Origin of the sequence: Streptococcus cristatus (genome assembly GCF_003943815.1) — a bacterium.
Lineage (GTDB): Bacteria > Bacillota > Bacilli > Lactobacillales > Streptococcaceae > Streptococcus > Streptococcus cristatus_F.
Genome location: NZ_RJNA01000001.1, coordinates 32033 through 55506, shown reverse-complemented (window position 1 = coordinate 55506; position 23474 = coordinate 32033). Strand labels below are relative to the sequence as shown.

Genomic DNA, 23474 nt, shown 5'->3' with positions numbered 1-23474 from the left:
CCTAAATCCCCACCACTTCATAGCCGTTCAATTCCAGCGTTTGCTTGATTTTATTCAGGTCAATGCCGTTCATACCAGCTCCTTTTTTGATAGAAACCACGCGCCCGACTGTATTGCGCATGACAGGATTGGCCAGAGGCTTAAAGCCCAACTCGACCAAAACATCCAAAACCTCAGGCTGCTTCTCAATCACTTCTGCCACTGGAATAGACAAATCAATCACATTATCCATATGCCCTACCTCCGTGTATTTTTTATTATTATATCACAAAAGATGCGTCCAATAAAAATCCTTTCCGCGCTTGCTCAAATTCGATCTTAGAGAATATAACAAATTCTAATAGACTATAAGTTATTGTTATAAGGACACTGATAAACGGAGTTTCACAAGAAAAAGCCAGTCCTATCAAGGATTACTGAGATTATTTTCACAAACTCTTATCTTTTGCCAGACTAGAGCTTTCTTGAAAACGCTTTATTATAGTGATATAATGATTTTAAATACAGAATAAAGGAGATGCCCTATGTCTATTACAGAATTGTTGAACATCAAGTACCCTATTTTCCAAGGAGCCATGGCTCAGATTTCCCACTACCAACTGGCGGCAGCTGTTTCAGAAGCTGGCGGACTGGGAATCATCGCTTCAGGAGGAATGACGGGTGAGCAGTTGCGCGAAGAAATCCGTGAACTGCGTAAATTGACTGACAAGCCATTTGCCGTCAATGTTATGCTCATGATGAAAAATATCAAGGATATTGTGACAGTCATCATTGAAGAAAAAGTTCCTGTCGTAACGACTGGGGCTGGTACACCAAAATTCATCATGCCTTATCTGAAAGAGGCAGGTATCAAGGTTATCCCTGTTATTGCCAGTGTCAAACACGCGCAAAAAATGCAAGAGCTCGGAGTTGATGCCGTGATTGCCGAAGGTTCTGAAGCTGGTGGTCACATCGGTGAAACCAATACTATGGCTCTCATTCCTCAGATTGTTGACTCAGTTGATATTCCAGTCATCGCTGCAGGTGGGGTTGCCGATGGTCGTGGTCTCGCTGCTGCCTTTGTCCTCGGTGCGCAAGGAGTTCAGATGGGAACTATCTTCCTAGCCTCTGAAGAATGCCCAATTTCAGCAGGTTACAAAGATGCCATTATCGCAGCCAATGACACTGCCACTGCCGTTACTGGTCGTATTGCTGGTGCACCAGTTCGTTGTATCCGCAATGAAATGACCGACCACTATATCGAACTAGAAAACAAGGGCACCAATCGTGACGAACTCGAAGAAATCACCATCGGTTCTCTTTCTAAAGCTGTTTACGAAGGAGATACCGTACATGGCTCTATGATGAGTGGCCAAATCGCTGGCTTAGTCAAGGAAATTCGTCCATGTAAAGAAATCCTCGACACAATCGTTTCCGATGCTCAGAAGGTTCTCCAAAACACTGAAATCAAGCTATAATCCTCTAACTCAAAAACCTGCAGACTTCTGCAGGTTTTTGCTGTTCATTCAGACTTGATTTTGTCGTTACCTCAAAGAAGCTTCAATAAATCACTCTTCTACTTGTCTTTTTTAACCAATTTCACCACTGCTTCGGTCCGAGCGGTATGGGGAAACATGTCAACCGACTGGATGTAGTGGACTTCATATACCTGACTGAGCTTGACCAAATCGCGCGCCAGAGTTGAGACATTGCAGGAAACGTAGACCATCTTCTCAGGTGCATAGCGAACAATCGTCTCTAGCAGCTTATCGTCCAGACCAGTTCGTGGCGGGTCGACAATCAAGGCATCCGCCCGGTAACCTTCAGCGTACCAGCGAGGAATAATCTCCTCTGCCGTTCCAGCCTCGTAGAGCGTATTGTCAAAGCCCATCTTTTTCGCATTGCGCTTGGCGTCTTCAATGGCCTCAGGGATGATGTCCATGCCTCGCAAAGACTTGACCCTTTTAGCAAAAGCAAAACCGATGGTCCCAACCCCGCAATAAGCGTCAATCAAATGGTCTTCTTTCGTCGCATCCAACGCCTTAACCGCCTCCCCGTAGAGCACCTCAGTCTGCTCAGGATTGAGCTGATAGAAAGCCCGAGGCGACAGGGAAAACTCATAGTCCAGCACTCCTTCTTGAATGGCTTCTTCGCCCCAGATAATCTCTGTCTTATCCCCATAAATCTCACTGGACTTGCTCGTATGATAATTGACCGCCACTGTCTCCAGCTCGGGAAATTCAGCCACTAGGTCTCGAACGACTGGAGAAAAGTCTAGCTTGCGCCCTGTCACAAAAATCATCTGCACCAGACCCGTCTTTCTGGCCCTGCGAATCATGACTGTTCGCACTCCAGCAGTCTTGCGCTCATCATAGATAGGTAGCCTATACTTGCCTAACAGCCGAGCCACCTTATTGACAATAGCCTGCGTTACCTTGTCCTGAACCAGACAGTTTTTCAGCGAGACCAGATAGTGGGAATTCTGGGCATAGAGCCCTGCCTTGACCTCATCCTTAAACTTCCGAGTCTGAAACTGCAGCTTAGCCCTGTAATAGAGCGGCTCCTGCATACCGATGGTCGGACGGATTTCATAGTTTTCGTAGCCAGCTGGTGCAAACTTTTTAAGAGCTTGACGCAGCAAATCTTCCTTAAACTCCAACTGCTTGTCATAGTGGAGATGCATGATTTGACAGCCTCCGCAGCTTTCATAAATCTCACACGGCGCTTCCACCCGAAATTTTGACCGTTTGTTGATGGTGAGGAGCTTGGCTTCAATAAAATTCCGCTGTACCTTGGTCACCTGACAGTAGACTTCCTCGCCTTTCAAAGCCCCCGGCACAAAAACCAGCGTTTTCTTATAAAATCCAATTCCTTCCCCATTGATTCCCATTTTTTTGATTTTGAGAGGGATTCTTTGCTTCACTTTTACATTCATGCCTCTATTATACCACGCTAGAGTCGATTCGTTGAGAATATGTTACAATAAAAGTATGAAAGCAGAAAAAATATCTCTTCCACTCGCACATTTCCCTGAGCAAATCCGAACTTATCTAGAGGGAGCCAACTTTTACGACAGCTCCTCACATTCAAGCGCCCGTGTTTTCTATGCCGATACGGGCTATTATTTGAAAATTGACCAAAAAGGCCAGTTAGCCCAAGAAGCCACACTTGCCAAATGGTTTGAGAAGCAAGAACTCGGTGTGCCTGTCATTCACTACCTATCAGCAGATCATGACTACCTGCTGACTAGAGAAGCCGAGGGCAAGGATGCCCTAGCCTTTCTTCAACAGCCAGAAGAGCTTTGCCAAACAATAGCTGCCGCGCTCAGAAAACTTCATAGCATCCAACCCCAGAATTTCCCAATCCAGCATCGCCTCCAACACTATAAAGAGCAAGCAGAGGAAAATTACCATAAAGGTTGCTTTTATCAAAAAGCCTTGCTGCCTCAATTTCATATCCAAAGTCGAGAGGAAGCCTACCAGCTTATCCAAGAACAGGGACACCTACTGACGTCAGACTCCTTGATTCACGGAGATGCCTGCTTGCCTAATTTCATTCTGAAAGACGCAGCAACCTTCTCCTGCTTTATTGACGTTGGTCTCGCTGGCCTCAGTGATCGCCACATTGACCTTTACTGGGCCATCTGGTCTCTTACTTATAATTTATCTGACCCCAAATACGCAGAGCTCTTTCTTGACTACTATGGCCGGAAGGATGTTGATACAGACAAACTGCGCTTGATTGCTTCCTTTGAAGCATTTGGCTAAAAGAAAGGATTTTGCCAAAATCTCTTATGAAAATCACAAAAATCGAAAAGAAAAAAAGACTCTACCTCTTGGAGTTGGACGACAGTGAAAAGCTCTATATCACAGAGGACACTATCGTCCGCTTCATGCTGTCTAAAGGGATGGAAATCACGGAGCAGGAGTTAAAAGAGATTCAAACTTACGCCCAATTTTCCTACGGCAAAAATCTAGCCCTCTACCATCTCTCCTTCAAGCAAAGAACTGCCAAGGAAGTCAAGGACTATCTGACCCAGAACGATATCCAGCCAGACATCATCAGCCAAGTCTTGGATGCTTTAAAAAAAGAAAATTGGATCAACGACAGAAAATATGCTAATTCTTTTATCCAATCCAACCTTCTCACTGGTGACAAGGGCGCTTTTGTTCTCAAGCAAAAACTCAGTCAAAAAGGAATTTCTAGCACTACTATTGAAGAAGAATTAAGACAATTTGATTTCACTGAAGTAGCCGAGCGAGTTGCCGAAAAATTGCTCAAAAAATACCAGGGAAAACTGCCCAGCAAGGCCTTACAAGATAAAATTCTTCAATCCTTGATAAACAAAGGATTTTCATACAGCCAAGCCAAAACCGCCTATCAGCATTTAGACATCGAAGAAGACCAGGAAAACCAACAAGAACTGCTCTATAAAGAGCTAGACAAGCAATACCGCAAGTACTCCAAAAAGTACGAGGGCTATGACTTAAAACAGCGTCTGACCCAAGCTCTGGCCCGTAAAGGCTATGATTTCTCCGACATTGCCAGCGCTCTAAGAGAATATCTTTAAGATTTTCTATGAAAACTTAGGCATTTTTATGAAAATATGTTACAATAAAGAGGATAAACTTATAAATTGTAGAAAGTTGGTAGGTTATGAAACTTCCCAAAGAAGGCGACTTTATTACAATTCAAAGTTATAAGCATGATGGGAATCTTCACCGCACTTGGCGAGATACCATGGTACTAAAGACAACAGAAAATGCCATTATTGGCGTTAATGACCACACACTGGTGACAGAAAGTGATGGCCGGCGTTGGGTAACACGAGAGCCTGCCATTGTCTATTTTCATAAGAAATATTGGTTTAATATCATTGCCATGATTCGTGATAATGGCACTTCATACTACTGCAACCTTGCCAGCCCCTACTATCTGGACAATGAAGCCCTCAAGTACATCGACTATGATTTAGATGTCAAGGTCTTCACAGACGGAGAAAAACGGCTGCTTGATGTGGAAGAATATGAACGTCATAAAAGGCAAATGAACTATTCGGATGATTTGGATTTCATTCTCAAGGAAAACGTTAAGATTCTGGTTGACTGGATCAACAACGAACGCGGTCCCTTCTCCGATGCTTATGTGAAAATTTGGTACAAACGTTATGTTGAACTAAAGAATCGATAAAGTTGTCAAAGAGCGCAAGCTCTTTTTTCTTGCTCTCTTTCTCAAAAGACCTCCGTCCAGCAAAGAAGCAATTTCTTGCAATTCCTACTTATTTCTTGTATGATAGAACCAACAATATTGCTGTGTCACACTAAATGACTGATATTTGGTCTACCGCAGCTAGGTTTCCAGAAAGGAGTGAGTCTCATGGCTTTTACCAATACTCGTGGTCGCTATGCCAGCTTTGGCGTTATCACTAGCTTGCCAGATGATGTGATTGACACTTTCTGGTACATCATCGACAACTTCCTTAAAGATGTCTTCCCTTTGAATAATCTGATTCGCTTCGAATTGATTAATAACGAAGGGAAGCTGACTTTTCGCTTCTCCGAGGACCATCTCAATACACTTATCTCCTTTGATTTCACCTATAAGTTTGACCCTTTCTATCCTCGAATGATCTACGTTGTGGACAATGACGGCAGAGAAACAGTCATGTTAGCCGATGAATACTCCATGTTTTAAGAAAGCAAAATCCAGTTGAGACACCGTCATTATAAGTGGTTCTTCAACTGGATTTTTTTATTTGTTGTAAATCATTTTGATATGGGGCCTTGATTCAAAGATAAAAGGCTCTCCCTGACTTACAAAACCGAATTTTTCATAAAGCCCCACGACTTGCTCCTGGGCTTCAATTTCAATGATTTTTCTTGGCCACTTTTCAGTACAAAGATTCAGAATTTCCTCTACTAAGCGACTGCCTAATCCTTTCCCCCGAGCTGACGGAGCTGTCACAAGGCGGCCGAAAACGACTTTTCCATCTTCCACAAACACGCGGGCATAGGCATCCACTTCCTCTTGTTTATTAACATGAAAAATGTGAACAGCTTTTAAGTCTTTTTCATCCAATTCATGATAGATTCGCTCTTACTCGACGACAAAGGTATCGATCCGCAGTTTTAGAATCTTGTAAAACTCTAGCGTGTCCAACTCTTGCAAATATTTTTTATGCCACATACTTGTTTCCGTCCTTGCTTTATTATATAATCATTGTAAATGCAACTATCAAAGGAGTTCTTATGGATTATCGTCAGTTATTTCGTCAAATGGGTTTCATCTCCCGTCAAGCCATGATGAGAATGAACCAAGAAGCTAGCCAATGCGGGCTTGATAATAATCTCTTTCTCATTCTTACTCGCATTGTCGAACATCCCGCCATCCATCAATCTCAGCTGGCAGAGCTGGTTCAGATTGACAAGACTACTCTAAGCCGCTCTCTAAGAAAGCTGGAAGAAAGGGGCTTGATTGTCAAGAAAACCAAGGCTCAAAACAAGAAATTCAAGGAGCTCTATCCACTGACTCCTGCACTAAGAGTATATGATAAGCTGATTGGCTACGAGAACAGATATATTCAGGCTAGTCTGCATCAACTGACTTCATCTGAACTCTTTCAGTTGGATCATATCTTACAGAAAATCCAAAACTCCCAACAAGAAGAAGTATAACACAATATAATTGCATTTGCAACTATGTGATATTAAAAACTAAAGCTATTAAAAGCGGCTGCTTGCAAGTGACTAAGTGAGTCCTCCTAGTCTCTGCAATCAAAACCGCCTTAATAGCTTTTTAAGTTAGTTGATTGAAGTCCCAGATTTGATCCATCCAGCCCTCATAGAAATCAGGCTCGTGGCAGACCATGAGGATGCTGCCCTTGTATTCTTTCAGAGCGCGCTTGAGCTCCTCCTTGGCATCTACATCCAGGTGGTTAGTCGGCTCATCCAGAACCAGAACATTATTTTCTCGGTTCATGAGGAGGCAAAGGCGGACCTTGGCCTGCTCCCCACCTGAAAGAACCTGAATCTGGCTCTCGATATGCTTGGAAGTCAAGCCACATCTGGCCAGAGCAGCTCGAACTTCTGCCTGATTAAGGGCCGGAAAGGCATTCCAGACTGCTTCCAGCGGTGTCTGACGATTGCCGCCCTCGACTTCCTGCTCGAAATAACCCAGCTCCAGATAGTCCCCACGTTCAACTTCCCCAGCGATTGGTGGGATAATACCTAGTAGACTCTTAAGAAGAGTGGTTTTCCCAATCCCATTTGCCCCGATGATGGCCACCTTCTGATTGCGCTCAAAAGTCAGGTTAAGAGGCTGAGTTAGAGGCCGGTCGTAGCCAATCTGCAAATCCTTGGCTTGGAAGATAAAGCGGCCAGGTGTACGGGCTGATTTGAAATCAAAGGAAGGTTTTGGTTTCTCACTTTGCAGCTCAATAATATCCATCTTATCCAGCTTTTTCTGGCGGGACATGGCCATATTACGGGTCGCCACACGGGCTTTGTTGCGGGCCACAAAATCCTTGAGGTCTGCAATTTCCTTCTGCTGGCGCTCGTAGGCTGCTTCCAGCTGAGATTTTTTCATCTCATAGACTTCTAAGAATTGGTAATAATCCCCAGAATAACGGGTCAAGTGCTGATTTTCCACATGGTAGACGATATTGATCACATCGTTCAAGAAAGGAATATCATGCGAGATCAAGACAAAGGCATTTTCATAATTCTGAAGGTAACGCTTGAGCCAGTCAATATGCTCCGCATCTAGATAGTTGGTTGGCTCGTCCAAAAGCAGGATATCTGGCTTTTCCAGAAGCAGCTTAGCCAAGAGAACCTTAGTCCGCTGCCCACCAGATAGCTCTGTCACATCGCTTTCCATACCGTAGTCCATGACACCTAGTGCTCGTGCAACTTCGTCAATCTTGGCATCTAGCGTATAGAAATCTCGGCTCTCCAAGCGGTCCTGTAGCTCGCCCACTTCTTCCATGAGGGCATCCACATCCGCTCCATCCTCAGCCATGCTCATGTAGATTTCATTGATACGGGCCTCGGTCTTGAAAAGCTCGTCAAAGGCCGTCCGCAAGACATCGCGGACAGACTGGCCTTGTTCTAGCACAGCATGCTGGTCCAAATAGCCAGCCGTCACATACTTGGACCACTCGACCTTACCTTCGTCCGGCAGCATTTTACCCGTCACAATACTCATAAAGGTTGACTTTCCCTCACCATTGGCACCGACTAGACCAATATGCTCCCCCTTGAGCAGGCGGAAGGATACATCCTCAAAAATAGCCCGGTCACCAAAACCGTGGCTGAGATTTTTCACTTCTAAAATACTCATCTTTTCTCCTCTATCATTGATTGCAGTTCCTTGATTATACCATCTTAGGAAGCCAATTGGCAAGAAAATAAAGAGAGTAGGACAGAAATCGGTCATTCGTTAGAATTCGATTTCGTCGTCCCACCTCCGCACAGTTGAGTAGGGCTGTAAAAGCTGATGAAATCAGCGTAGTAGAGCCCACTCAACCCCTGCGTCTTGCTCGACAAGCCAAAGACAATTGAAGAGGCTGGGACTTTTGTCCCAGCCTCTTTTACTTTATAAAACTTTTGCACTGGTGCGGGTAATATCTTCTACTTTTATATTGTGTGCTTCAAACTTGGCCTTCAAGGAAACCAAGTCAATATCTCCGTCAATTTGTACCTCAATGACAACTTTACCGTCCTTACGAGGAATATTGACTGTGTTTGAAATATTGAGGTTTTCTTCGACAAGTAATGCGATAATATGCGATAGGACACCAACCTCGTCTTCTGTGACAAAGCGCATCCGAACGCCCTTTTCGCCATAACCAGACACTTCTAGAAAAGCCTTGAAAATATCGCGATCTGTAATGATTCCATAGACCTGCTCATTGTCAACAACTGGTAAGATTCCAATTTTATTTTTCAGCATCAAATAAGTCGCATCTTCCAAACTAGCATACTGGGAAATAGTAACAACATCGTGAATCATCACATCTTTTACCTTAGTTTTATTTAGAAGATAGTTCATTTCATAAATTGATAGGCTCGTTGCCTTTGATGGACTTGCTTCTGCGATTGTTCCTTCTGTCACAAGACCCACCAGCTTATCATTTTCAATCACGGGCAAGCGGTGCAATTTTTGGTCGCGCATAATATCTGCCGCATGCGCAATCGTTGTGTCTGGACTAATGTATACAACCTTGCGTGTCATAAAATCTTTTACTGCCATGAGAAGCCTCCTCTAGTTTCTTTTTCTAATCTTATTATACTGTATTTTCCAACTAATTTCAAACGCTTTCACAATTTTCTCTTATGTTTTCAAAATTTAGAAAAATCAGGCTAGCTACCTATAAAAAGGCTAGATTCTTCTATGAGAAAACGAGGGGGAACGTTTGATCCAGCCTCGCTTTAGCCTATTTCTAGAGTTTCTTGTCTAATACCACTAGCGACAAGATGACCAAAAACAATTGAAAGAAGAAATCGATCAACCTAATGGCACTTTTCTATTATTTCTCCAAACTTCTAACAAAGGCCTGGTAAGTCTGTTCCATTAGCATGGTAATGGTCATCGGTCCGACTCCCTTTGGAACTGGAGTAATGAGACTAGCCACTTCTGCCACTTCGTCAAATTTAACATCGCCAATCAACTTACCATTTTCATCCCGGTTCATGCCGACATCAATCACGACAGCTCCCTCCTTGACAAAGTCCTTGGTTACAAAGTGTCCTCGTCCGATAGCCACCACTAAAATATCAGCTTTCTTTGCAATTTTTGCTAAATGGTGGGTCCTTGAGTGCGTCAAAGTAACGGTCGCATTTTTAGACAACAGAAGCTGAGCCATGGGTTTGCCGACAATATTACTACGGCCAATCACCACCGCATTCTTTCCTTCCAAGTCCACCTTATATTCGCGGAACATTTCCATGATTCCTGCTGGTGTAGAAGGGATCATCAAGGGATGTCCTGACCAAAGTCGCCCCATATTGGTCGGATGAAAGCCATCTACATCCTTCTCTGGATCAATGGCTAATAGAACCGCTTCATCATCAATGTGGGCTGGCAAAGGAAGCTGGACTAAGATTCCGTGCCAAGCTGGATCCTGATTATATTTAGCAATCAAGGTCAGCAATTCTTCCTGACTCGTTGACTCAGGCAGGCGCACAACTTCACTGCGAAAGCCAGCAGCTAGAGCAGACCGCTCTTTATTTCTCACATAAACTTGACTGGCTGGATTGTCGCCCACCAAAATCACCACTAAACCAGGTTCCTGACCTGTCTCTGCTTTTAGTTTTGCTGTTTTTTCTGCAAGTTTCGCTTGAAGCTTTTCCGCTAAAGCTTTCCCGTCAATAATATTTGCCATTCTTTTCTCATTTCTTTTTCACTATATTTATTCATTATATCAGAAATCCTTCTGTCCCACTTATACATTTTTCTTATATAAAGTTATAGGAGGAAAGACTGAGCTTGACGAGCAAAATAAAAAAGCAGAACCCTGCTTTTTAGTATAATAATTCATAAATTTCCATGGCAATCAAGTCAATACTATCGAAAGTATAAGTCTCACGCGCTGCCACATCACGCAGAGTAAAAATTGGTCCATTTTCTTCGTCGTAGCTATACGCCACTTCGGCAACAACTACTCCTTCACGTTCAAAATTACGTTTTAAATTTCCACCGTCTTTGGCCATAGCTTCCAAACGATTGATGATTCTAACTAAATGTGATTCCATTTTATTTCTCCTATTTACTTGCTTCTCTCCTATTTTACCATAAAAAGAAACTGAAATACCAGTAAAAGACCATTTTTTTCTCTTTTTAGCTCTATAATTTCTCAAAAAATCAGTCTCAGGGAGGATTTTGTAGTAAATTCTTGCATTGTGCAAGAATACTGATATAATGAAACTATAATACTTTGACTATTTTTGACCATTTAAAAATAGGTGGATCTACGGCCAAAGAAAGAGGTAGAATATGCTTTGTCAAAATTGTAAAATCAATGAATCAACCATCCATCTCTATACAAATGTAAATGGGAATAAGCAGCAGATTGACCTTTGTCAAAACTGCTACCAAATCATGAAGACAGACCCTAACAATAGTCTGTTTCGAGGACTGACTCAGGCTAACAATCAAGGAATTGATCCTATTGACGATTTCTTTAATAGCCTTGGTAATTTCCAACAACCGCAAGAACCAAATCCAAATATCCCGCCAACTCAATCTGGAGGAGGCTACGGTGGCGGTGGCTATGGTGGCAATTCCAACCGTGGATCTGGTCCGCGCCAACAGGCTCCGCAAAAGCCAAAAGGTCTCCTAGAAGAGTTTGGTATCAATGTGACTGAGATTGCCCGTAAAGGAGAAATTGACCCTGTCATCGGTCGGGACGAAGAGATTACTCGTGTCATTGAAATCCTCAACCGCCGCACCAAGAACAATCCTGTCCTTATCGGGGAACCCGGTGTCGGAAAAACAGCTGTGGTCGAAGGCCTAGCCCAGAAGATTGTGGACGGGGATGTGCCTCATAAACTCCAAGGCAAGGAAGTTATCCGCCTGGACGTTGTCAGCCTAGTACAAGGGACTGGTATCCGTGGCCAATTTGAAGAGCGGATGCAGAAGCTCATGGACGAGATTCGTTCTCGTCAAGATGTCATTCTCTTTATTGATGAAATCCATGAAATTGTCGGAGCGGGTTCTGCTGGCGATGGCAATATGGACGCTGGGAACATCCTCAAACCAGCTCTGGCTCGCGGAGAACTCCAAATGGTTGGAGCTACTACCCTCAATGAATACCGTATCATCGAGAAGGATGCAGCCCTCGAGCGCCGCATGCAGCCGGTCAAAGTAGACGAGCCGACAGTAGAGGAAACGATTACCATCCTCAAAGGGATTCAGAAAAAATACGAAGACTACCATCATGTCAAGTACACAGACGCGGCCATTGAAGCTGCGGCACTTCTCTCCAACCGCTACATCCAAGATCGCTTCCTGCCAGACAAGGCTATCGACCTCTTGGATGAGGCTGGTTCTAAGATGAATCTGACCCTCAACTTTGTTGATCCCAAGGTCATTGACCAGCGTCTGATTGAGGCCGAAAACCTCAAGGCTCAGGCAACTCGTGACGAAGACTTTGAAAAAGCGGCTTACTTCCGCGATCAGATTGCCAAATACAAGGAACTCCAAAAGACGAGCGTGCTGGATAACGATATTCCAATTATCAGCGAGAAAACCATTGAGCACATTGTAGAGCAAAAGACCAATATCCCAGTCGGCGACCTCAAAGAAAAAGAACAGTCTCAACTGGTCAATCTTGCCAGCGATTTAAAAGCTCATGTCATTGGGCAAGATGATGCCGTGGATAAGATTGCCAAGGCCATCCGCCGCAACCGGGTCGGACTGGGAAGTCCTAATCGTCCAATTGGTAGCTTCCTCTTTGTCGGTCCTACTGGTGTCGGTAAGACTGAGCTGTCTAAGCAACTAGCCATTGAGCTCTTTGGCTCGGCTGACAGCATGATTCGCTTTGATATGAGTGAATACATGGAAAAACACAGCGTGGCCAAGCTGGTCGGTGCCCCTCCAGGCTACGTCGGCTATGAGGAGGCTGGTCAGTTGACTGAGCGCGTCCGCCGCAATCCCTACTCGCTCATTCTGCTGGATGAGGTGGAAAAAGCCCATCCTGACGTTATGCACATGTTCCTGCAGGTTCTGGATGATGGCCGCCTGACCGATGGTCAAGGTCGGACTGTCAGCTTCAAGGACACTATTATCATCATGACATCCAATGCCGGAACTGGCAAAGCTGAAGCCAGCGTTGGCTTTGGGGCAGCTCGTGAAGGCCGTACCAATTCCGTTTTGGGTGAATTGGGCAACTTCTTTAGTCCTGAGTTTATGAACCGCTTCGACGGCATTATCGAATTCAAGCCACTCAGCAAGGACAATCTGCTGCAAATCGTCAACCTTATGCTAGACGATGTCAATCAACGTTTGGCAACCAATGACATTCATCTGGATGTTACGGAGAAAGTCAAAGAAAAATTGGTTGATCTGGGCTACGATCCGAAAATGGGTGCTCGCCCACTGCGCCGTACCATTCAAGATCATATCGAAGACGCCATTACTGACTTCTATCTGGAAAATCCAAGCGAAAAAGAACTCAAAGCAATCATGACCAGCAATGGCAAGATTCTTATCAAGTCAGCCAAAAAGGCTGAAGCAGAAAAAACCAAGCTCGATGAAAGCCAAAGCTAACTGATTTTAACTCTGCGTCTTGATAGACTTTAAAAAACAAGCAAAAAGAGAACGGCTAAAGCATGCCGTTCTCTTTTTGAATTCTATTTAATTTTTAGTGGAGCTCACTGGATAGCCTTATCTTCTAGCGCTCTCTAGCGTAATTAACCATGTCATAAGGTAGAGTATTGGCTCTTTCTTTCAGTGAGTAATTTTCTAAATTATTGACATTTTGGCGCAGGCGTTTAGCATAGCTACTTGAGATCAATTTCTTTTTCTCGTATTCAAAGATAATTTTTCTCTCCAAATAATAGCCCCAGATCATTTCTGAGATGTTATTGGGCTTGAATCGCGCAATAACACGCTCGACGAAGGCACCACTACCGATGATCTCCGTTTCCCTTAGTCGAGATTCCTGCAAAAAAGTAATTAGAGAAGGCTTATAAATACCTTTTAGATGTTCCAAACTTTCGATAATGACTTCGGTATTGGACAGATAAAGCTCTGCTATATCCTCCATATCCTCAGCAGTTAGATGCTTAGCTCCACCCTGCCTCCAAGAGCGCCATCTGGCACCAAGAGTGACGATTTCATGGAGCAACATGCGCAATACACGCAGGGTAACGAGAAGCATATAGGTAAAGCGAGAAGCCAGGTTGCGATTGATTCCCTGCTCGATATTTTGCAGGTAACGCTGATAGAGGTGATAGCTGCGGTCGCTGATTTTTCCTTCCTCAAAAGCTTGCTCCAGACCATCATTTTCGATACTCAAAATCAATAATTTCAGAGCTGCCAAGTCTCGCTGAGTGGCCTTGTCTTCCTGTTCAAGGATTAGATTTTCGATTCGGCCATGGTAATTGTCAATAGCCGCATAGAGAGGTGCCTTAGCCTTGGTTTGCTTGAGGCCTGCTTCCAGCTCACTCACCACTTCATTTAAAATAGCAATGTGCATGAGGTGCTCGGCTTCCTCTTCTCTTTCCTCAGACAGATGAGGAAGAGTGAGTAAACCTGTCAGAAAGCTCAGAAAGGTGACACCTGCAACCAAGAAAAGCAACAAAGGATGATCTTGCTCCAATTGACTCGGAATCAAAAGAATAGTCGCAATGGAGACGGTTCCTTTGACACCTGAAAAGGTCAGCAGCAGCATTTCCTTCAGGTAGTTTCCAACATTCTTGTGCAATCTTCTGATTCGGATGAAGTAAAAAGTGAACAACATGATAAACCGAAGAGCAAAGAGCAGGAAAGTCAAAAGAACAATGCTCACGAGTAACAAGAGATTATCGTAAATCGGGCTCTTTAAAATTGGCTCTGCAATCATCTCCAGCTCTATTCCTAAGATGATAAAAACAGAGCCATTGAGCATGAAGTTCACTGTATTCCAGATGGTTTCCGTGACCGAATCCACCTGAGCTTCCAGAAGCGTTATCCGCTTGAAGCGGCTAGCCTTAAAGATACCTGCAACGACTACTGCGATAATCCCTGAGACATGAATCTCCTCTGCTAAAAAGAAGGTAACCAAGGGTAAGCTCAGCTCCAGCAAGAGCTCACTGGCAATATCTGATACTTGGGCACTCATCAGCAGTTTATGCAACCAGCGATTAAGAGCTGCGCTGGCCATCCCAACAGCAAATCCTCCAATAATGGAAAGAACTAAGGATATACTAGCTTTTCCTAGGGAAAAACTTCCTGTAGTCCAGGCCAAAAGAGCCACACGAAAAGCAACTAGACCAGACGCATCGTTAAGCAATCCCTCTCCTTTTAGGATATTTTCCACCCGCTTGGGGAAGGAAAAACGCTCTGATAGGGAAGCAAAGGCAACCAAGTCTGTCGGTCCCAGAGCTGCTCCTACGGCAACACAGGCCGCCAAGGGCAAGGCAGCCCAGAGAAGATGGGCCAGATAGCCCAAACCAAGCGTTGAAATAAAGATAACTGGAAAAATCAAATACAAAATGATTCGCCAGTGCTTGAGAATACTTGTAATATTACTTTCCTCAGCCTCCCGAAAGAGCAAAGGCCCGATTACCAAGGCCAAAAATAGCTCTGTATCTAAATGAAATTTCCCCTGAGGAAGGAGAAAACCAAGCGAAATCCCCAGCACAATTTGCACTAGAGGTAGAGGAAGCTGGGGCAGCAAACGGTTGGTCACATTCGATATAACCAATAAGAGCAAAAAAACAATCGTGTAGAGAAGGATTTCCACTTTGAACCTCCTTTATCTTTGCTGGCAGCACTCTTTAAACAATTCTTTTTGCGCTGAAATCTTTTGATCAATTTTGGATAGATCGCGGTGCTCAATCATCTTTTGGCAGCGCTCCATTTCTAAATTCACCAATTTTTTCTTGATTCGCAGCATTTTTTTATTCATTTTGGCCTCGTCCAAAAGGCCAACAGTCGTTTCTTCATTGGCAGACTCGACGTATTTGTTTCGTAAGCCAGCCAATTTTTCATGCAAATATTGTTTATCCATTTTTCTCCAAATGATTCCCCAGAAAGTTTTTAGCAACTTTGGAATCCTTATTTTTCTTTTAATTTCTCAATCATAACCAAAAAAGGCGGATTGTTAATCTGATTAATAGTCTTGTAGAGGACGACGGTGAAGTCCTGCTGGGGCAGCTGACTGACAAAGTCCAGCACCGCATCTTTTTCAACTTCACCACCTTCATGCCCGTAGTAAATCATGATAGCTGCGCGGCCACCTTTTTCTAAGCCTCGGCAGACCTTTTCTAGAGCTTCCAGCGTCGTATCGGGTCTTGTAATGACAGACTTGTCCGCCGAAGGCAGGTAGCCAAGATTAAAAATAGCAGCCTTGAAATGGTCCGTGTATTGGTCCAGACTCTCATGCCCAGCCAAGATTAGCTGAGCATTGTCTAAGCCAGCTTCTGCCAAGCGCTGGCGGGTCTTTTCCACAGCCTGCTCTTGAATATCAAAAGCATAGACTTGCTTGGCCAACTGAGCCAGAAAAAGCGTGTCATGCCCATTGCCCATAGTAGCATCCACTACGGTATCTTCCTTGGTCACGACTTCTGCCAAAAAGGCATGGGCCATCTGTAAAGGTCTTAACATACGAATTTCTGCTCCTTTGCTTTACAGCCTTGCTTGCTACCACGACGACGCATTTCAGCTTCGATGGCATTGAGAACTTCCCATTTATTGAGGCTCCACATAGGGCCAATCAACATATCTCGCGGGGCGTCGCCTGTGATACGGTGGATGACGATATGCTCAGGGATAATTTCCAGCTGGTCACAGATGATGGAGACATATTCCTCCTGACTGAGCAACTGCAGTCGCCCCTCATGATAATCCCGCTGCATACGGGTATTGGTCATCAAGTGAAGCAGGTGAAGCTTGATTCCTTGAATGTCATTATCCGTTACACAGCGGCGGACATTCTCCAGCATCATCTCATGGGTCTCTCCCGGCAGACCGTTAATCAAGTGAGAGACAATCTCCGCCTTGGGAGCTAGCTTACGAACGCGCTGGACCGTCTCCACATAAAGCTCATAAGAATGAGCACGGTTGATAAGGTCTGAAGTTTCCTCATAAGTGGTCTGAAGCCCCAGCTCCACGGTCACATGCATGCGTTCAGACAGGTCAGCCAAGTAGGCGATGGTCTCATCAGGCAAACAGTCGGGCCGAGTTCCGATATTGATTCCAACGACACCCGGCTCGTTGATGGCTTGCTCATAACGATCACGGATCACCTCAAGCTTCTCATGGGTATTGGTGAAGTTCTGGAAATAGACCAGATACTTACGAACATCAGGCCACTTGCGGTGCATGAAGTCAATTTCCTTATAGAACTGCTCGCGAATGGGCGCATCTGGTGCCACAATGGCATCACCAGAACCCGAAACGGTACAGAAAGTGCAGCCTCCATGCGCCACGGTGCCATCCCGATTGGGACAGTCAAAGCCCGCATCAATGGGCACCTTAAAGGTCTTTTCTCCAAAAAGTTTTCGATAATAATCATTCAAAGCATTGTAAGATTTCATACCTTCCATTCTACCACAAAAAAGAGTATAGAAACAAAAATTTCCCCCTTCACTAAGAAAGAAGAAAATCATGCCTCCCACTGATAACGCTTGAGGTCTACACAGCCATTGACCTTCAAGTCCACTCCCTCTGCCCAAAGCAAGTGCGCTTGCTCTTCCCAGCCCGGTGTCAGACGCCCTGCTGCATTGACCACCCGGTGGCAAGGATGCTTGCCGCCATAAAGCTCCGACTGACTGAGTATCTTCCCCACCAAGCGGGCATTTTTAGGCCGCCCAATCAAACGGGCAATCTGACCATAGGTCGTTACGCACCCAGCAGGAATCTCATCTACAAGAGCTAAAACCGACTTTATGATTTCTGGATTCAAAGCGGACAATCACCTCCTGACCTCACTTGCTCTTATCTTAAAAGAAAAGGCCTCCTTTGTCAAGATAAAAAGGCCAGCAAAAGCTGACCTTTCTCATCTATCATTTATTTCTGCTTTCCCGTGAAGCGCCACTGAAAGCGCAGCTTGTCATAAAAGGGAAATTCGATATTGAGAATGGCAAAGCCCAGCAAGGTTCCTCCGATTACATCCGTCGGGTAGTGCACGCCCAGATAGACTCTGGATGCCATAATGGTCAAGATAAAGAGCAAGAGCAAGCCCTGTACCAGACGCTTGATTTGTTGATTTTGCATCCGTTGCTGGACAATGATAATCAAGGTCCCAACAACAATGGCTGTCGCCATGGCATGCCCACTTGGGAAAGAATAGCCTCCCTCTTCGACCAAATGTGAAATACTGGGCCGACTTCTTTGGTAGACGAGTTTAATCAGCTTAATCAAAATCCCATGTAAAACCAGATTTCCCGCTAGCAAGGCAGCTTCTAATTTCCATTTTTTATACAGGAAAAATAGGACAAGGGCAGAAACCCAGATAATGATCCCTAGTGGGTCAATGAAACTAGTAACCAGTTTGAAAAATGTCGTCAAAGCTGCAGGCAAGTCTCCCCGCAGCCAGGTCTGAATCAGGCTATCAAAGGCAACCAGCTGCTCTGGATAAAACTTGACCATGTAGCCTAGTATGACGAAAAGTAAAAGGGCAAAAGAGCCCTTTGTTAGATAAGATTGTTTATTTTTCATAGCGTTTTAGAACGGGCGTCAAAAGCGTGTAAATCAGCCAGAAAGCCACCGCCCAGATTACTCCTTCTAATAGGTTAAAGGGAACAATCATGGTCAGTAGATACTTACTTACACCAATCATCTGACCGATATCAAAGTTTGCAAAACGAGCATAAAGCGGAATGGCATAAAAAGCATTCAGCGCCAGCATACTTGCAGTCAAGGAAAGAATTCCTAGGAAAGATGCAAGCAGATAGCTCATCAAATCTCTCTTCTTTTCCCAGAAAAGAGCAAAGAAGATGACATAGACCAGAATCGCCACAATATTAATCGGCAAACCAATCAAGGTTTCCACTCCATGACCATTTAAGGACAATTTTAAAACAGAGCGGATGAGCAAAACTGCTACAGAACTCTTAAAATCCAAGAGAACCAAGGCTAATAAAATCGGAATAATCGAAAAATCCAATTTTAGAAACTCGGCTACCAAAGGGATTTGATAGAACATGAGCAGAAAAGATAGTGCAGATAAAGCCGCTACTATCGCCATTTTGCGCGTATTTGTCATAACAGGTTCCTCCAATTTATAAAAATTAGAGAAGCTGGAAGGCTGCTAACACAAGGCCCGAAAAATCCTTTCAGAATTTATAAGAGTATATAAAATACCCCTTAAAATAAAATTAAAACGACCAACCGGCCAGGCAATAACGCCTTTCGTCTTCTCCCATCCAGACTATACTGTCGGTTGTGGAATCGCACCACATCAGCTTTCGCTCGCGGACTTATTTAGCTAAGATATTTTAGATTTATCTAGGCGTCGCAGTCGAAGATCATACTTAAAGTATATCGAGACAAGACAACGACGAGAAAGCTAAAATAGCTAGTCAAACTTACCGCCGGTCGGGAATCTCACCCTGCCCTGAAGACACTCTTATCATAACAAAAAAAGCCTGCCAGAGCAAGCTTTTTGATTGATGTAATAAATATTATTTCAATTCAACTATTTTTCTTTTACTTCAACTTATCCGCTTCATACTCATGCACCAAGTCCAGTCCTGCAAAGTTCTGTTGTCGTAGGGCTTCGTAGACAATCATACAGACCGTATTAGAGACATTCAAGCTGCGGACATGCTGGTCATTCATGGGAATGCGCAAGGCCTTTTCTGGATGCTGACGCATAAATTCCTCTGGCAAGCCTTTATCCTCACGACCAAACATGAAATAATATGGCCCTTCTGCTGCGAAATTCTCCTCCGAGTAGACCTTCTCGGCAAACTTAGAAATCAGATAGAGTCGTCCGTCCATCTGCTTCATAAAGTCATCTAGACTGTCATAGAAGCTAATATCCAGCTTGTCCCAATAATCCAGTCCAGCCCGCTTCATCTTACGGTCGTCAATAGGAAAGCCCATGGGCTTGATGATATGGAGGGGAGAATTAGTCGCTGCGCAAGTACGAGCAATATTGCCTGTATTCTGTGGAATTTGTGGTTCAAAAAGGACGATGTGATTTTGCTGAGACATGATTTTTTCCTGATTTTCATTAGAATAAAAAAATAGCCACACTGCCCGGAGTCAAGCTCAGCAAACAGCGTGGTTAAGGCATCATTAACTTACATCACAACAGGTTTGATGTAAATCAATGAGGGTACTTTCCTAGTATATCATTTTCTTCCGACAAGTCAACAAAAATGACCTCAAAAAGTGAGATTTTTGTAGGTTTTCTTTTGAAACAGCTTACTATTCTGTAAAAAACGACTTTATTGAGATTTATAGATGAAATTTTATATAAAAAAAGGTATGATAGATACATATTCGGGAGGAATAATATGAAAATTATCGTCGTCGGAAGCGGGAAGGTCGGAGCCGCCCTTTGTCGCTCACTTGTTGCTGAAAAGCATGATGTCGTTTTAATTGAACAAAATGAAGCTGTTCTAAATCATATTACAAAACGTTACGATATTATGGGCATCGTTGGGAATGGTGCGAATTTTAAAATATTGGAGCAAGCAGATGTTGCCCACTGCGATATCTTTATTGCCATGACTGAGCAGGATGAGGTCAACATGGTTTCAGCCGTTCTCGCAAAGAAAATGGGGGCCAAAGAAACTATTGTCCGCGTAAGAAATCCTGAATACTCCAATGCTTATTTTAAAGAAAAAAATATTCTAGGCTTCTCTCTGATGGTCAACCCTGAACTCCTCGCTGCTCGTTATATTGCGAATATTATTGATTTTCCTAACGCTCTGTCATTGGAGCATTTCGCCAATGGTCGAGTGACCTTGATGGAGTTTAAGATCAAGCCAGAAAGTCATCTCTGCCAAATGAGTCTCTCGCAATTTAGGAAGCATTTCCCTCACGTTATCATCTGTGCTATTGAGAGAGAAGGAAAACTCAGCATTCCAGATGGTGATTTCACCTTGCAGCCATCTGATAAGATCTTCCTGACTGGAAATCGTTCAGAAATTGTCCGCTTCCACAATAAAATCCGACCAAGAGTCATCAAGAGCCTCATGATTATTGGGGCAGGTAAGATTGCCTATTATCTCTTAAACATTCTCAAAAATAGCAAGATTGAGCTCAAGGTCGTCGAGATCAATCGCCAGCGTGCAGAGTTCTTCAGCCAAGAATTCCCTGAGCTCTACGTGGTCAATGGAGACGGTACAGCCAAAGATATTCTACTCGAGGAAAGAGCTGCACATTACGATGCAATAGCTACTCTGACAGGCGTCGATGAAGAAAATATCATCACCTCCATGTTCCTCAATAACCTCGGAGTTCAGAAAAATATCACCAAAGTGAATCGGACCAGTCTGCTTGAGATTATTGATAACCAAGACTTCGCAAGTATTGTCACGCCAAAAGGAATCGCAGTTGATACCATTATGCACTTCATCCGCGGACGGAATAACGCACAATTCTCCAGCCTAGAAGCCTTGCACCATGTAGCAAATGGCCAAATTGAAACACTCCAATTTCAGATCAACGAAGGAAATAAAATGATCGAACAGCCTCTTTCTCAGCTCAAGTTAAGGAGCGGGGTGCTGATTGCTGCTATCATTCGTCAAGGCGTAGCCATCTTCCCAAGTGGAGATGACTATTTGGAAGTCGGAGATAAGATCATCGTGACAACCTTGATTCAAAACATCGATAAGATTTACGATTTGTTAGAGAGGTAGCCCCATGAATAGATCTATGATTCGCTTTCTCCTCTCCAAACTCCTGCTCATCGAAGCAGCCCTCTTGTTGGTTCCAACAATCGTTGCCCTGATCTACCATGAAGATCTTGAAGTCTTCCTTTCGATCGGCGCGACAATGATTATTTTAGTGATTTTGGGTGGATTAGGTTCAGCCTTTAAGCCTAAGGATGCCCACATTTACACCAAGGAAGGGGTCCTGATTGTTGCCCTTTGCTGGATTCTCTGGTCCTTCTTTGGCGCTCTGCCTTTTGTCTTTTCTGGCCAGATTCCTAATCTAATTGATGCTTTCTTTGAAGTCAGCTCTGGCTTTACCACTACTGGTGCTACGATTTTAAATGATGTATCTGTCCTTTCCCACTCCCTCCTCTTTTGGCGTAGTTTTACCCACTTGATCGGAGGAATGGGGGTGCTGGTCTTTGCCTTAGCTATCATGGACAATGCTAAAAATGGCCACTTAGAGGTCATGAAAGCAGAAGTTCCTGGACCAGTCTTTGGTAAGGTTGTGTCGAAATTAAGAAACACTGCCCAGATTCTTTATATTATCTATCTAGCGCTCTTTGCCCTTTTTGCCTTTCTTTATTTCCTCGCCGGCATGCCACTCTTTGATAGTATCGTCATCGCAATGGGAACGGCTGGTACGGGAGGCTTCACTGTCTTTAACGACGGAATTGCCCACTACAATAGTTCTCTAATCACCTACCTTGTCAGCTTCGGCGTTCTGACCTTTGGGGTGAACTTCAATCTCTACTATTATCTCTTGATTCGAAGATTTAAGGCCTGTTTTCATGATGAGGAGTTGAAAGGCTATCTCTGGATTGTCCTCACTGCCACTATTTTGATTAGCTTCAATGTTCTCCATATTTACGGGGAATTTGCTAAAAGCTTAGAAATTTCATTTTTCCAAGTTTCCAACATCATTACTACGACAGGATTCGGCTATGGAGATACCGTAAAGTGGCCCCTCTTCTCACAAGTCATTCTGCTGCTGCTCATGTGTCTCGGAGGTTCTGCTGGCTCCACCGCTGGCGGTTTCAAAGTAATCCGTGCCATTATCATCGGCCGCATCGCTAAAAACCAAATCCTTTCCACGCTTTCGCCAAACCGCGTTCTAACCATGCATATCAACGGCGCTGTTTTGGATAAAGATACCCAACACAAGGTTCTCAAATATTTGGTTGTTTATATTTTGATTATCGCAGCTTTGATTTTTATCATCAGTCTGGACAATAACAATCTAATGACTGTTACCAGTGCTGTCATCAGCTGTTTCAATAATATCGGACCAATGATTGGGACAACCGAGACCTTCTCTATCTATAGCCCATTTTCTAAATTCCTCCTCTCTCTTGCCATGATTGCAGGGCGTTTAGAAATCTATCCAATCCTACTTCTATTCCTACCAAGAACCTGGTCTAATAGATAGCAGGAAAATAGTTATAGTTACTTGACTAATGCCCGTAACAACGGGCTTTTATCTTGTTCTAAAATCGCCATCTAAGAATGCTTTAGCACTTAACCTTTCAAGGACAATTCCATTTTTCTCTTGCTCGCGAACATATTTGGCAACTGCCTTTCCGTTTGGGCCAACGATACTTACATATTTATCAAATACCCCGTGAAATCAAAAATCGTAAGTCTTGGAGGGATCAAGACAAGCATGTGAACATGATCTGGTATCATCTGTCTCTCAGTAATTTCCACACCTTTGTATTGACATAGATGACAAAAGATCTCAATGGGATCTCGTCTTATTTTGTAGTAAATGGTTTTTCTGCGATACTTGGGGGTAAAGATGATACGATATTTGCACATCCATTTGATATGTGATAAACTGTAACTGATTTTGGCCATTTCCTTTTCCTCCTTTATCTTACCTGAACAAGTAGATTATACTAGGAAAAAGAAATGAAAGCTCAAAGCCTTGGCAACCACCAGCTAAGCTGGTGGTTTTCTTGT

The 23474-nt window shown here is 43.8% G+C and carries 23 protein-coding genes, 2 pseudogenes and 1 riboswitch; of the genes and pseudogenes, 9 read left to right on the top strand and 16 right to left on the bottom strand.

Annotation, left to right across the window (positions count from 1 at the left end; all coding sequences use genetic code 11):
* Window position 1 precedes the first annotated feature (1 nt).
* Complete coding sequence (locus D8872_RS00325) at window positions 2–232, bottom strand: DUF1858 domain-containing protein (protein ID WP_037617645.1); 231 nt, start codon at window positions 230–232, stop codon at window positions 2–4.
* A 292-nt stretch (window positions 233–524) separates the two neighbouring features.
* On the opposite strand from D8872_RS00325, the gene D8872_RS00320 reads away from it, so the two are divergent.
* Window positions 525–1457 carry a nitronate monooxygenase gene (locus tag D8872_RS00320; RefSeq protein WP_125389553.1) on the top strand — a complete coding sequence of 311 codons (933 nt, stop codon included), beginning with the start codon at window positions 525–527 and terminating at the stop codon, window positions 1455–1457.
* Between the two features lie 98 nt (window positions 1458–1555).
* On the opposite strand, the gene rlmD is transcribed toward D8872_RS00320, so the two are convergent.
* The gene (gene rlmD / locus D8872_RS00315; protein WP_125389552.1) at window positions 1556–2914 is read right to left on the bottom strand and encodes a 23S rRNA (uracil(1939)-C(5))-methyltransferase RlmD; all 1359 of its coding nucleotides are present in this window, start codon (window positions 2912–2914) and stop codon (window positions 1556–1558) included.
* Window positions 2915–2969: 55 nt separating this feature from the next.
* Between rlmD and D8872_RS00310 the strand changes: the two genes are divergently transcribed.
* The 4 genes from D8872_RS00310 (at window position 2970) to D8872_RS00295 (ending at window position 5673) form a co-directional block, all read left to right on the top strand.
* Entirely contained in the window at window positions 2970–3746 is a 777-nt protein-coding gene (locus tag D8872_RS00310) for an aminoglycoside 3'-phosphotransferase (protein ID WP_125389551.1), read from the top strand.
* Window positions 3747–3772: 26 nt separating this feature from the next.
* Window positions 3773–4549 carry a recombination regulator RecX gene (recX, locus tag D8872_RS00305; RefSeq protein ID WP_125389550.1) on the top strand — a complete coding sequence of 259 codons (777 nt, stop codon included), beginning with the start codon at window positions 3773–3775 and terminating at the stop codon, window positions 4547–4549.
* An 86-nt stretch (window positions 4550–4635) separates the two neighbouring features.
* Window positions 4636–5169 (top strand): nucleoside tri-diphosphate phosphatase, encoded by a 534-nt coding sequence (ntdP, locus tag D8872_RS00300; RefSeq protein WP_005590859.1) that lies wholly within the window; start codon window positions 4636–4638, stop codon window positions 5167–5169.
* 186 nt (window positions 5170–5355) lie between these two features.
* On the top strand, window positions 5356–5673 hold the full coding sequence (locus D8872_RS00295; protein WP_125389549.1) for a DUF960 domain-containing protein: 318 nt from the start codon (window positions 5356–5358) through the stop codon (window positions 5671–5673).
* A gap of 57 nt (window positions 5674–5730) precedes the next feature.
* Here D8872_RS00295 and D8872_RS00290 read toward each other — a convergent pair.
* Window positions 5731–6165, bottom strand: a pseudogene (locus D8872_RS00290) (GNAT family N-acetyltransferase).
* Between the two features lie 62 nt (window positions 6166–6227).
* Between D8872_RS00290 and D8872_RS00285 the strand changes: the two are divergent.
* Entirely contained in the window at window positions 6228–6653 is a 426-nt protein-coding gene (locus D8872_RS00285; RefSeq protein ID WP_125389548.1) for a MarR family winged helix-turn-helix transcriptional regulator, read from the top strand.
* A 121-nt stretch (window positions 6654–6774) separates the two neighbouring features.
* Here the strand turns inward: D8872_RS00285 and D8872_RS00280 are convergent, their stop codons facing one another.
* The 4 genes from D8872_RS00280 to D8872_RS00260 all read right to left on the bottom strand — a co-directional run bounded on the left by D8872_RS00280 (window position 6775) and on the right by D8872_RS00260 (window position 10730).
* On the bottom strand, window positions 6775–8316 hold the full coding sequence (locus tag D8872_RS00280) for an ABC-F family ATP-binding cassette domain-containing protein (RefSeq protein ID WP_125389547.1): 1542 nt from the start codon (window positions 8314–8316) through the stop codon (window positions 6775–6777).
* A gap of 255 nt (window positions 8317–8571) precedes the next feature.
* Window positions 8572–9228, bottom strand: coding sequence for a CBS domain-containing protein (locus D8872_RS00270; RefSeq protein WP_125389546.1), 657 nt, complete (start codon window positions 9226–9228; stop codon window positions 8572–8574).
* A gap of 277 nt (window positions 9229–9505) precedes the next feature.
* The gene (locus tag D8872_RS00265; RefSeq protein WP_125389545.1) at window positions 9506–10360 is read right to left on the bottom strand and encodes a bifunctional methylenetetrahydrofolate dehydrogenase/methenyltetrahydrofolate cyclohydrolase; all 855 of its coding nucleotides are present in this window, start codon (window positions 10358–10360) and stop codon (window positions 9506–9508) included.
* 139 nt (window positions 10361–10499) lie between these two features.
* Window positions 10500–10730 carry a DUF1797 family protein gene (locus D8872_RS00260; RefSeq protein WP_005592360.1) on the bottom strand — a complete coding sequence of 77 codons (231 nt, stop codon included), beginning with the start codon at window positions 10728–10730 and terminating at the stop codon, window positions 10500–10502.
* Window positions 10731–10971: 241 nt separating this feature from the next.
* Between D8872_RS00260 and D8872_RS00255 the strand changes: the two genes are divergently transcribed.
* A complete protein-coding gene (locus D8872_RS00255) occupies window positions 10972–13245 on the top strand; it encodes an ATP-dependent Clp protease ATP-binding subunit (RefSeq protein ID WP_125389544.1) in 2274 nt (757 codons plus the stop codon).
* Between the two features lie 124 nt (window positions 13246–13369).
* On the opposite strand, the gene D8872_RS00250 is transcribed toward D8872_RS00255, so the two are convergent.
* The 8 genes from D8872_RS00250 to D8872_RS00215 form a co-directional block, all read right to left on the bottom strand.
* Window positions 13370–15424: a cation:proton antiporter gene (locus D8872_RS00250; protein ID WP_125389543.1), complete on the bottom strand. Its 2055-nt coding sequence runs from the start codon at window positions 15422–15424 to the stop codon at window positions 13370–13372.
* A gap of 12 nt (window positions 15425–15436) precedes the next feature.
* The gene (locus D8872_RS00245; protein ID WP_125378818.1) at window positions 15437–15691 is read right to left on the bottom strand and encodes a hypothetical protein; all 255 of its coding nucleotides are present in this window, start codon (window positions 15689–15691) and stop codon (window positions 15437–15439) included.
* A 47-nt stretch (window positions 15692–15738) separates the two neighbouring features.
* Window positions 15739–16287, bottom strand: coding sequence for a tRNA 5-(aminomethyl)-2-thiouridylate-methyltransferase MnmM (gene mnmM / locus D8872_RS00240; protein ID WP_125389542.1), 549 nt, complete (start codon window positions 16285–16287; stop codon window positions 15739–15741).
* On the bottom strand, window positions 16281–17228 hold the full coding sequence (gene mnmL, locus D8872_RS00235; RefSeq protein ID WP_125389541.1) for a tRNA modification radical SAM protein MnmL/YtqA: 948 nt from the start codon (window positions 17226–17228) through the stop codon (window positions 16281–16283). Before mnmL ends, mnmM begins: the two co-directional genes overlap by 7 nt.
* A 59-nt stretch (window positions 17229–17287) precedes the next feature.
* Window positions 17288–17587 (bottom strand): MGMT family protein, encoded by a 300-nt coding sequence (locus D8872_RS00230; RefSeq protein ID WP_185761357.1) that lies wholly within the window; start codon window positions 17585–17587, stop codon window positions 17288–17290.
* Between the two features lie 104 nt (window positions 17588–17691).
* Window positions 17692–18342: a phosphatase PAP2 family protein gene (locus tag D8872_RS00225; protein WP_125389539.1), complete on the bottom strand. Its 651-nt coding sequence runs from the start codon at window positions 18340–18342 to the stop codon at window positions 17692–17694.
* Complete coding sequence (locus D8872_RS00220; protein ID WP_062004384.1) at window positions 18332–18889, bottom strand: ECF transporter S component; 558 nt, start codon at window positions 18887–18889, stop codon at window positions 18332–18334. The genes D8872_RS00225 and D8872_RS00220 overlap by 11 nt, the downstream gene beginning before the upstream one ends.
* A 144-nt stretch (window positions 18890–19033) precedes the next feature.
* Window positions 19034–19252, bottom strand: a riboswitch (FMN riboswitch).
* A gap of 80 nt (window positions 19253–19332) precedes the next feature.
* Window positions 19333–19842, bottom strand: a complete 510-nt coding sequence (locus tag D8872_RS00215) for a tRNA (cytidine(34)-2'-O)-methyltransferase (protein WP_185761356.1) — start codon at window positions 19840–19842, stop codon at window positions 19333–19335.
* A gap of 305 nt (window positions 19843–20147) precedes the next feature.
* Here D8872_RS00215 and trkA point away from each other — a divergent pair, with 305 nt between their 5' ends.
* On the top strand, window positions 20148–21497 hold the full coding sequence (gene trkA / locus D8872_RS00210; protein ID WP_048766226.1) for a Trk system potassium transporter TrkA: 1350 nt from the start codon (window positions 20148–20150) through the stop codon (window positions 21495–21497).
* Window positions 21498–21501: 4 nt separating this feature from the next.
* Complete coding sequence (locus D8872_RS00205) at window positions 21502–22941, top strand: TrkH family potassium uptake protein (protein WP_125389537.1); 1440 nt, start codon at window positions 21502–21504, stop codon at window positions 22939–22941.
* A 48-nt stretch (window positions 22942–22989) separates the two neighbouring features.
* Here the strand turns inward: D8872_RS00205 and tnpA are convergent.
* A pseudogene (gene tnpA, locus D8872_RS00200) lies at window positions 22990–23369 on the bottom strand (IS200/IS605 family transposase).
* Window positions 23370–23474: the final 105 nt, after the last annotated feature.

Coding starts and splice junctions, on each gene's coding strand:
- rlmD (WP_125389552.1), bottom strand. CDS start 2,914: ATGAATGTAAAAGTGAAGCAAAGAATCCCTCTCAAAATCAAAAAAATG.
- D8872_RS00295 (WP_125389549.1), top strand. CDS start 5,356: ATGGCTTTTACCAATACTCGTGGTCGCTATGCCAGCTTTGGCGTTATC.
- D8872_RS00320 (WP_125389553.1), top strand. CDS start 525: ATGTCTATTACAGAATTGTTGAACATCAAGTACCCTATTTTCCAAGGA.
- D8872_RS00285 (WP_125389548.1), top strand. CDS start 6,228: ATGGATTATCGTCAGTTATTTCGTCAAATGGGTTTCATCTCCCGTCAA.
- mnmM (WP_125389542.1), bottom strand. CDS start 16,287: ATGTTAAGACCTTTACAGATGGCCCATGCCTTTTTGGCAGAAGTCGTG.
- D8872_RS00215 (WP_185761356.1), bottom strand. CDS start 19,842: ATGTCTCAGCAAAATCACATCGTCCTTTTTGAACCACAAATTCCACAG.
- D8872_RS00220 (WP_062004384.1), bottom strand. CDS start 18,889: ATGACAAATACGCGCAAAATGGCGATAGTAGCGGCTTTATCTGCACTA.
- D8872_RS00280 (WP_125389547.1), bottom strand. CDS start 8,316: ATGAGTATTTTAGAAGTGAAAAATCTCAGCCACGGTTTTGGTGACCGG.
- D8872_RS00205 (WP_125389537.1), top strand. CDS start 21,502: ATGAATAGATCTATGATTCGCTTTCTCCTCTCCAAACTCCTGCTCATC.
- D8872_RS00325 (WP_037617645.1), bottom strand. CDS start 232: ATGGATAATGTGATTGATTTGTCTATTCCAGTGGCAGAAGTGATTGAG.
- mnmL (WP_125389541.1), bottom strand. CDS start 17,228: ATGGAAGGTATGAAATCTTACAATGCTTTGAATGATTATTATCGAAAA.
- D8872_RS00255 (WP_125389544.1), top strand. CDS start 10,972: ATGCTTTGTCAAAATTGTAAAATCAATGAATCAACCATCCATCTCTAT.
- D8872_RS00270 (WP_125389546.1), bottom strand. CDS start 9,228: ATGGCAGTAAAAGATTTTATGACACGCAAGGTTGTATACATTAGTCCA.
- D8872_RS00310 (WP_125389551.1), top strand. CDS start 2,970: ATGAAAGCAGAAAAAATATCTCTTCCACTCGCACATTTCCCTGAGCAA.
- trkA (WP_048766226.1), top strand. CDS start 20,148: ATGAAAATTATCGTCGTCGGAAGCGGGAAGGTCGGAGCCGCCCTTTGT.
- D8872_RS00265 (WP_125389545.1), bottom strand. CDS start 10,360: ATGGCAAATATTATTGACGGGAAAGCTTTAGCGGAAAAGCTTCAAGCG.
- recX (WP_125389550.1), top strand. CDS start 3,773: ATGAAAATCACAAAAATCGAAAAGAAAAAAAGACTCTACCTCTTGGAG.
- ntdP (WP_005590859.1), top strand. CDS start 4,636: ATGAAACTTCCCAAAGAAGGCGACTTTATTACAATTCAAAGTTATAAG.
- D8872_RS00260 (WP_005592360.1), bottom strand. CDS start 10,730: ATGGAATCACATTTAGTTAGAATCATCAATCGTTTGGAAGCTATGGCC.
- D8872_RS00225 (WP_125389539.1), bottom strand. CDS start 18,342: ATGAAAAATAAACAATCTTATCTAACAAAGGGCTCTTTTGCCCTTTTA.
- D8872_RS00245 (WP_125378818.1), bottom strand. CDS start 15,691: ATGGATAAACAATATTTGCATGAAAAATTGGCTGGCTTACGAAACAAA.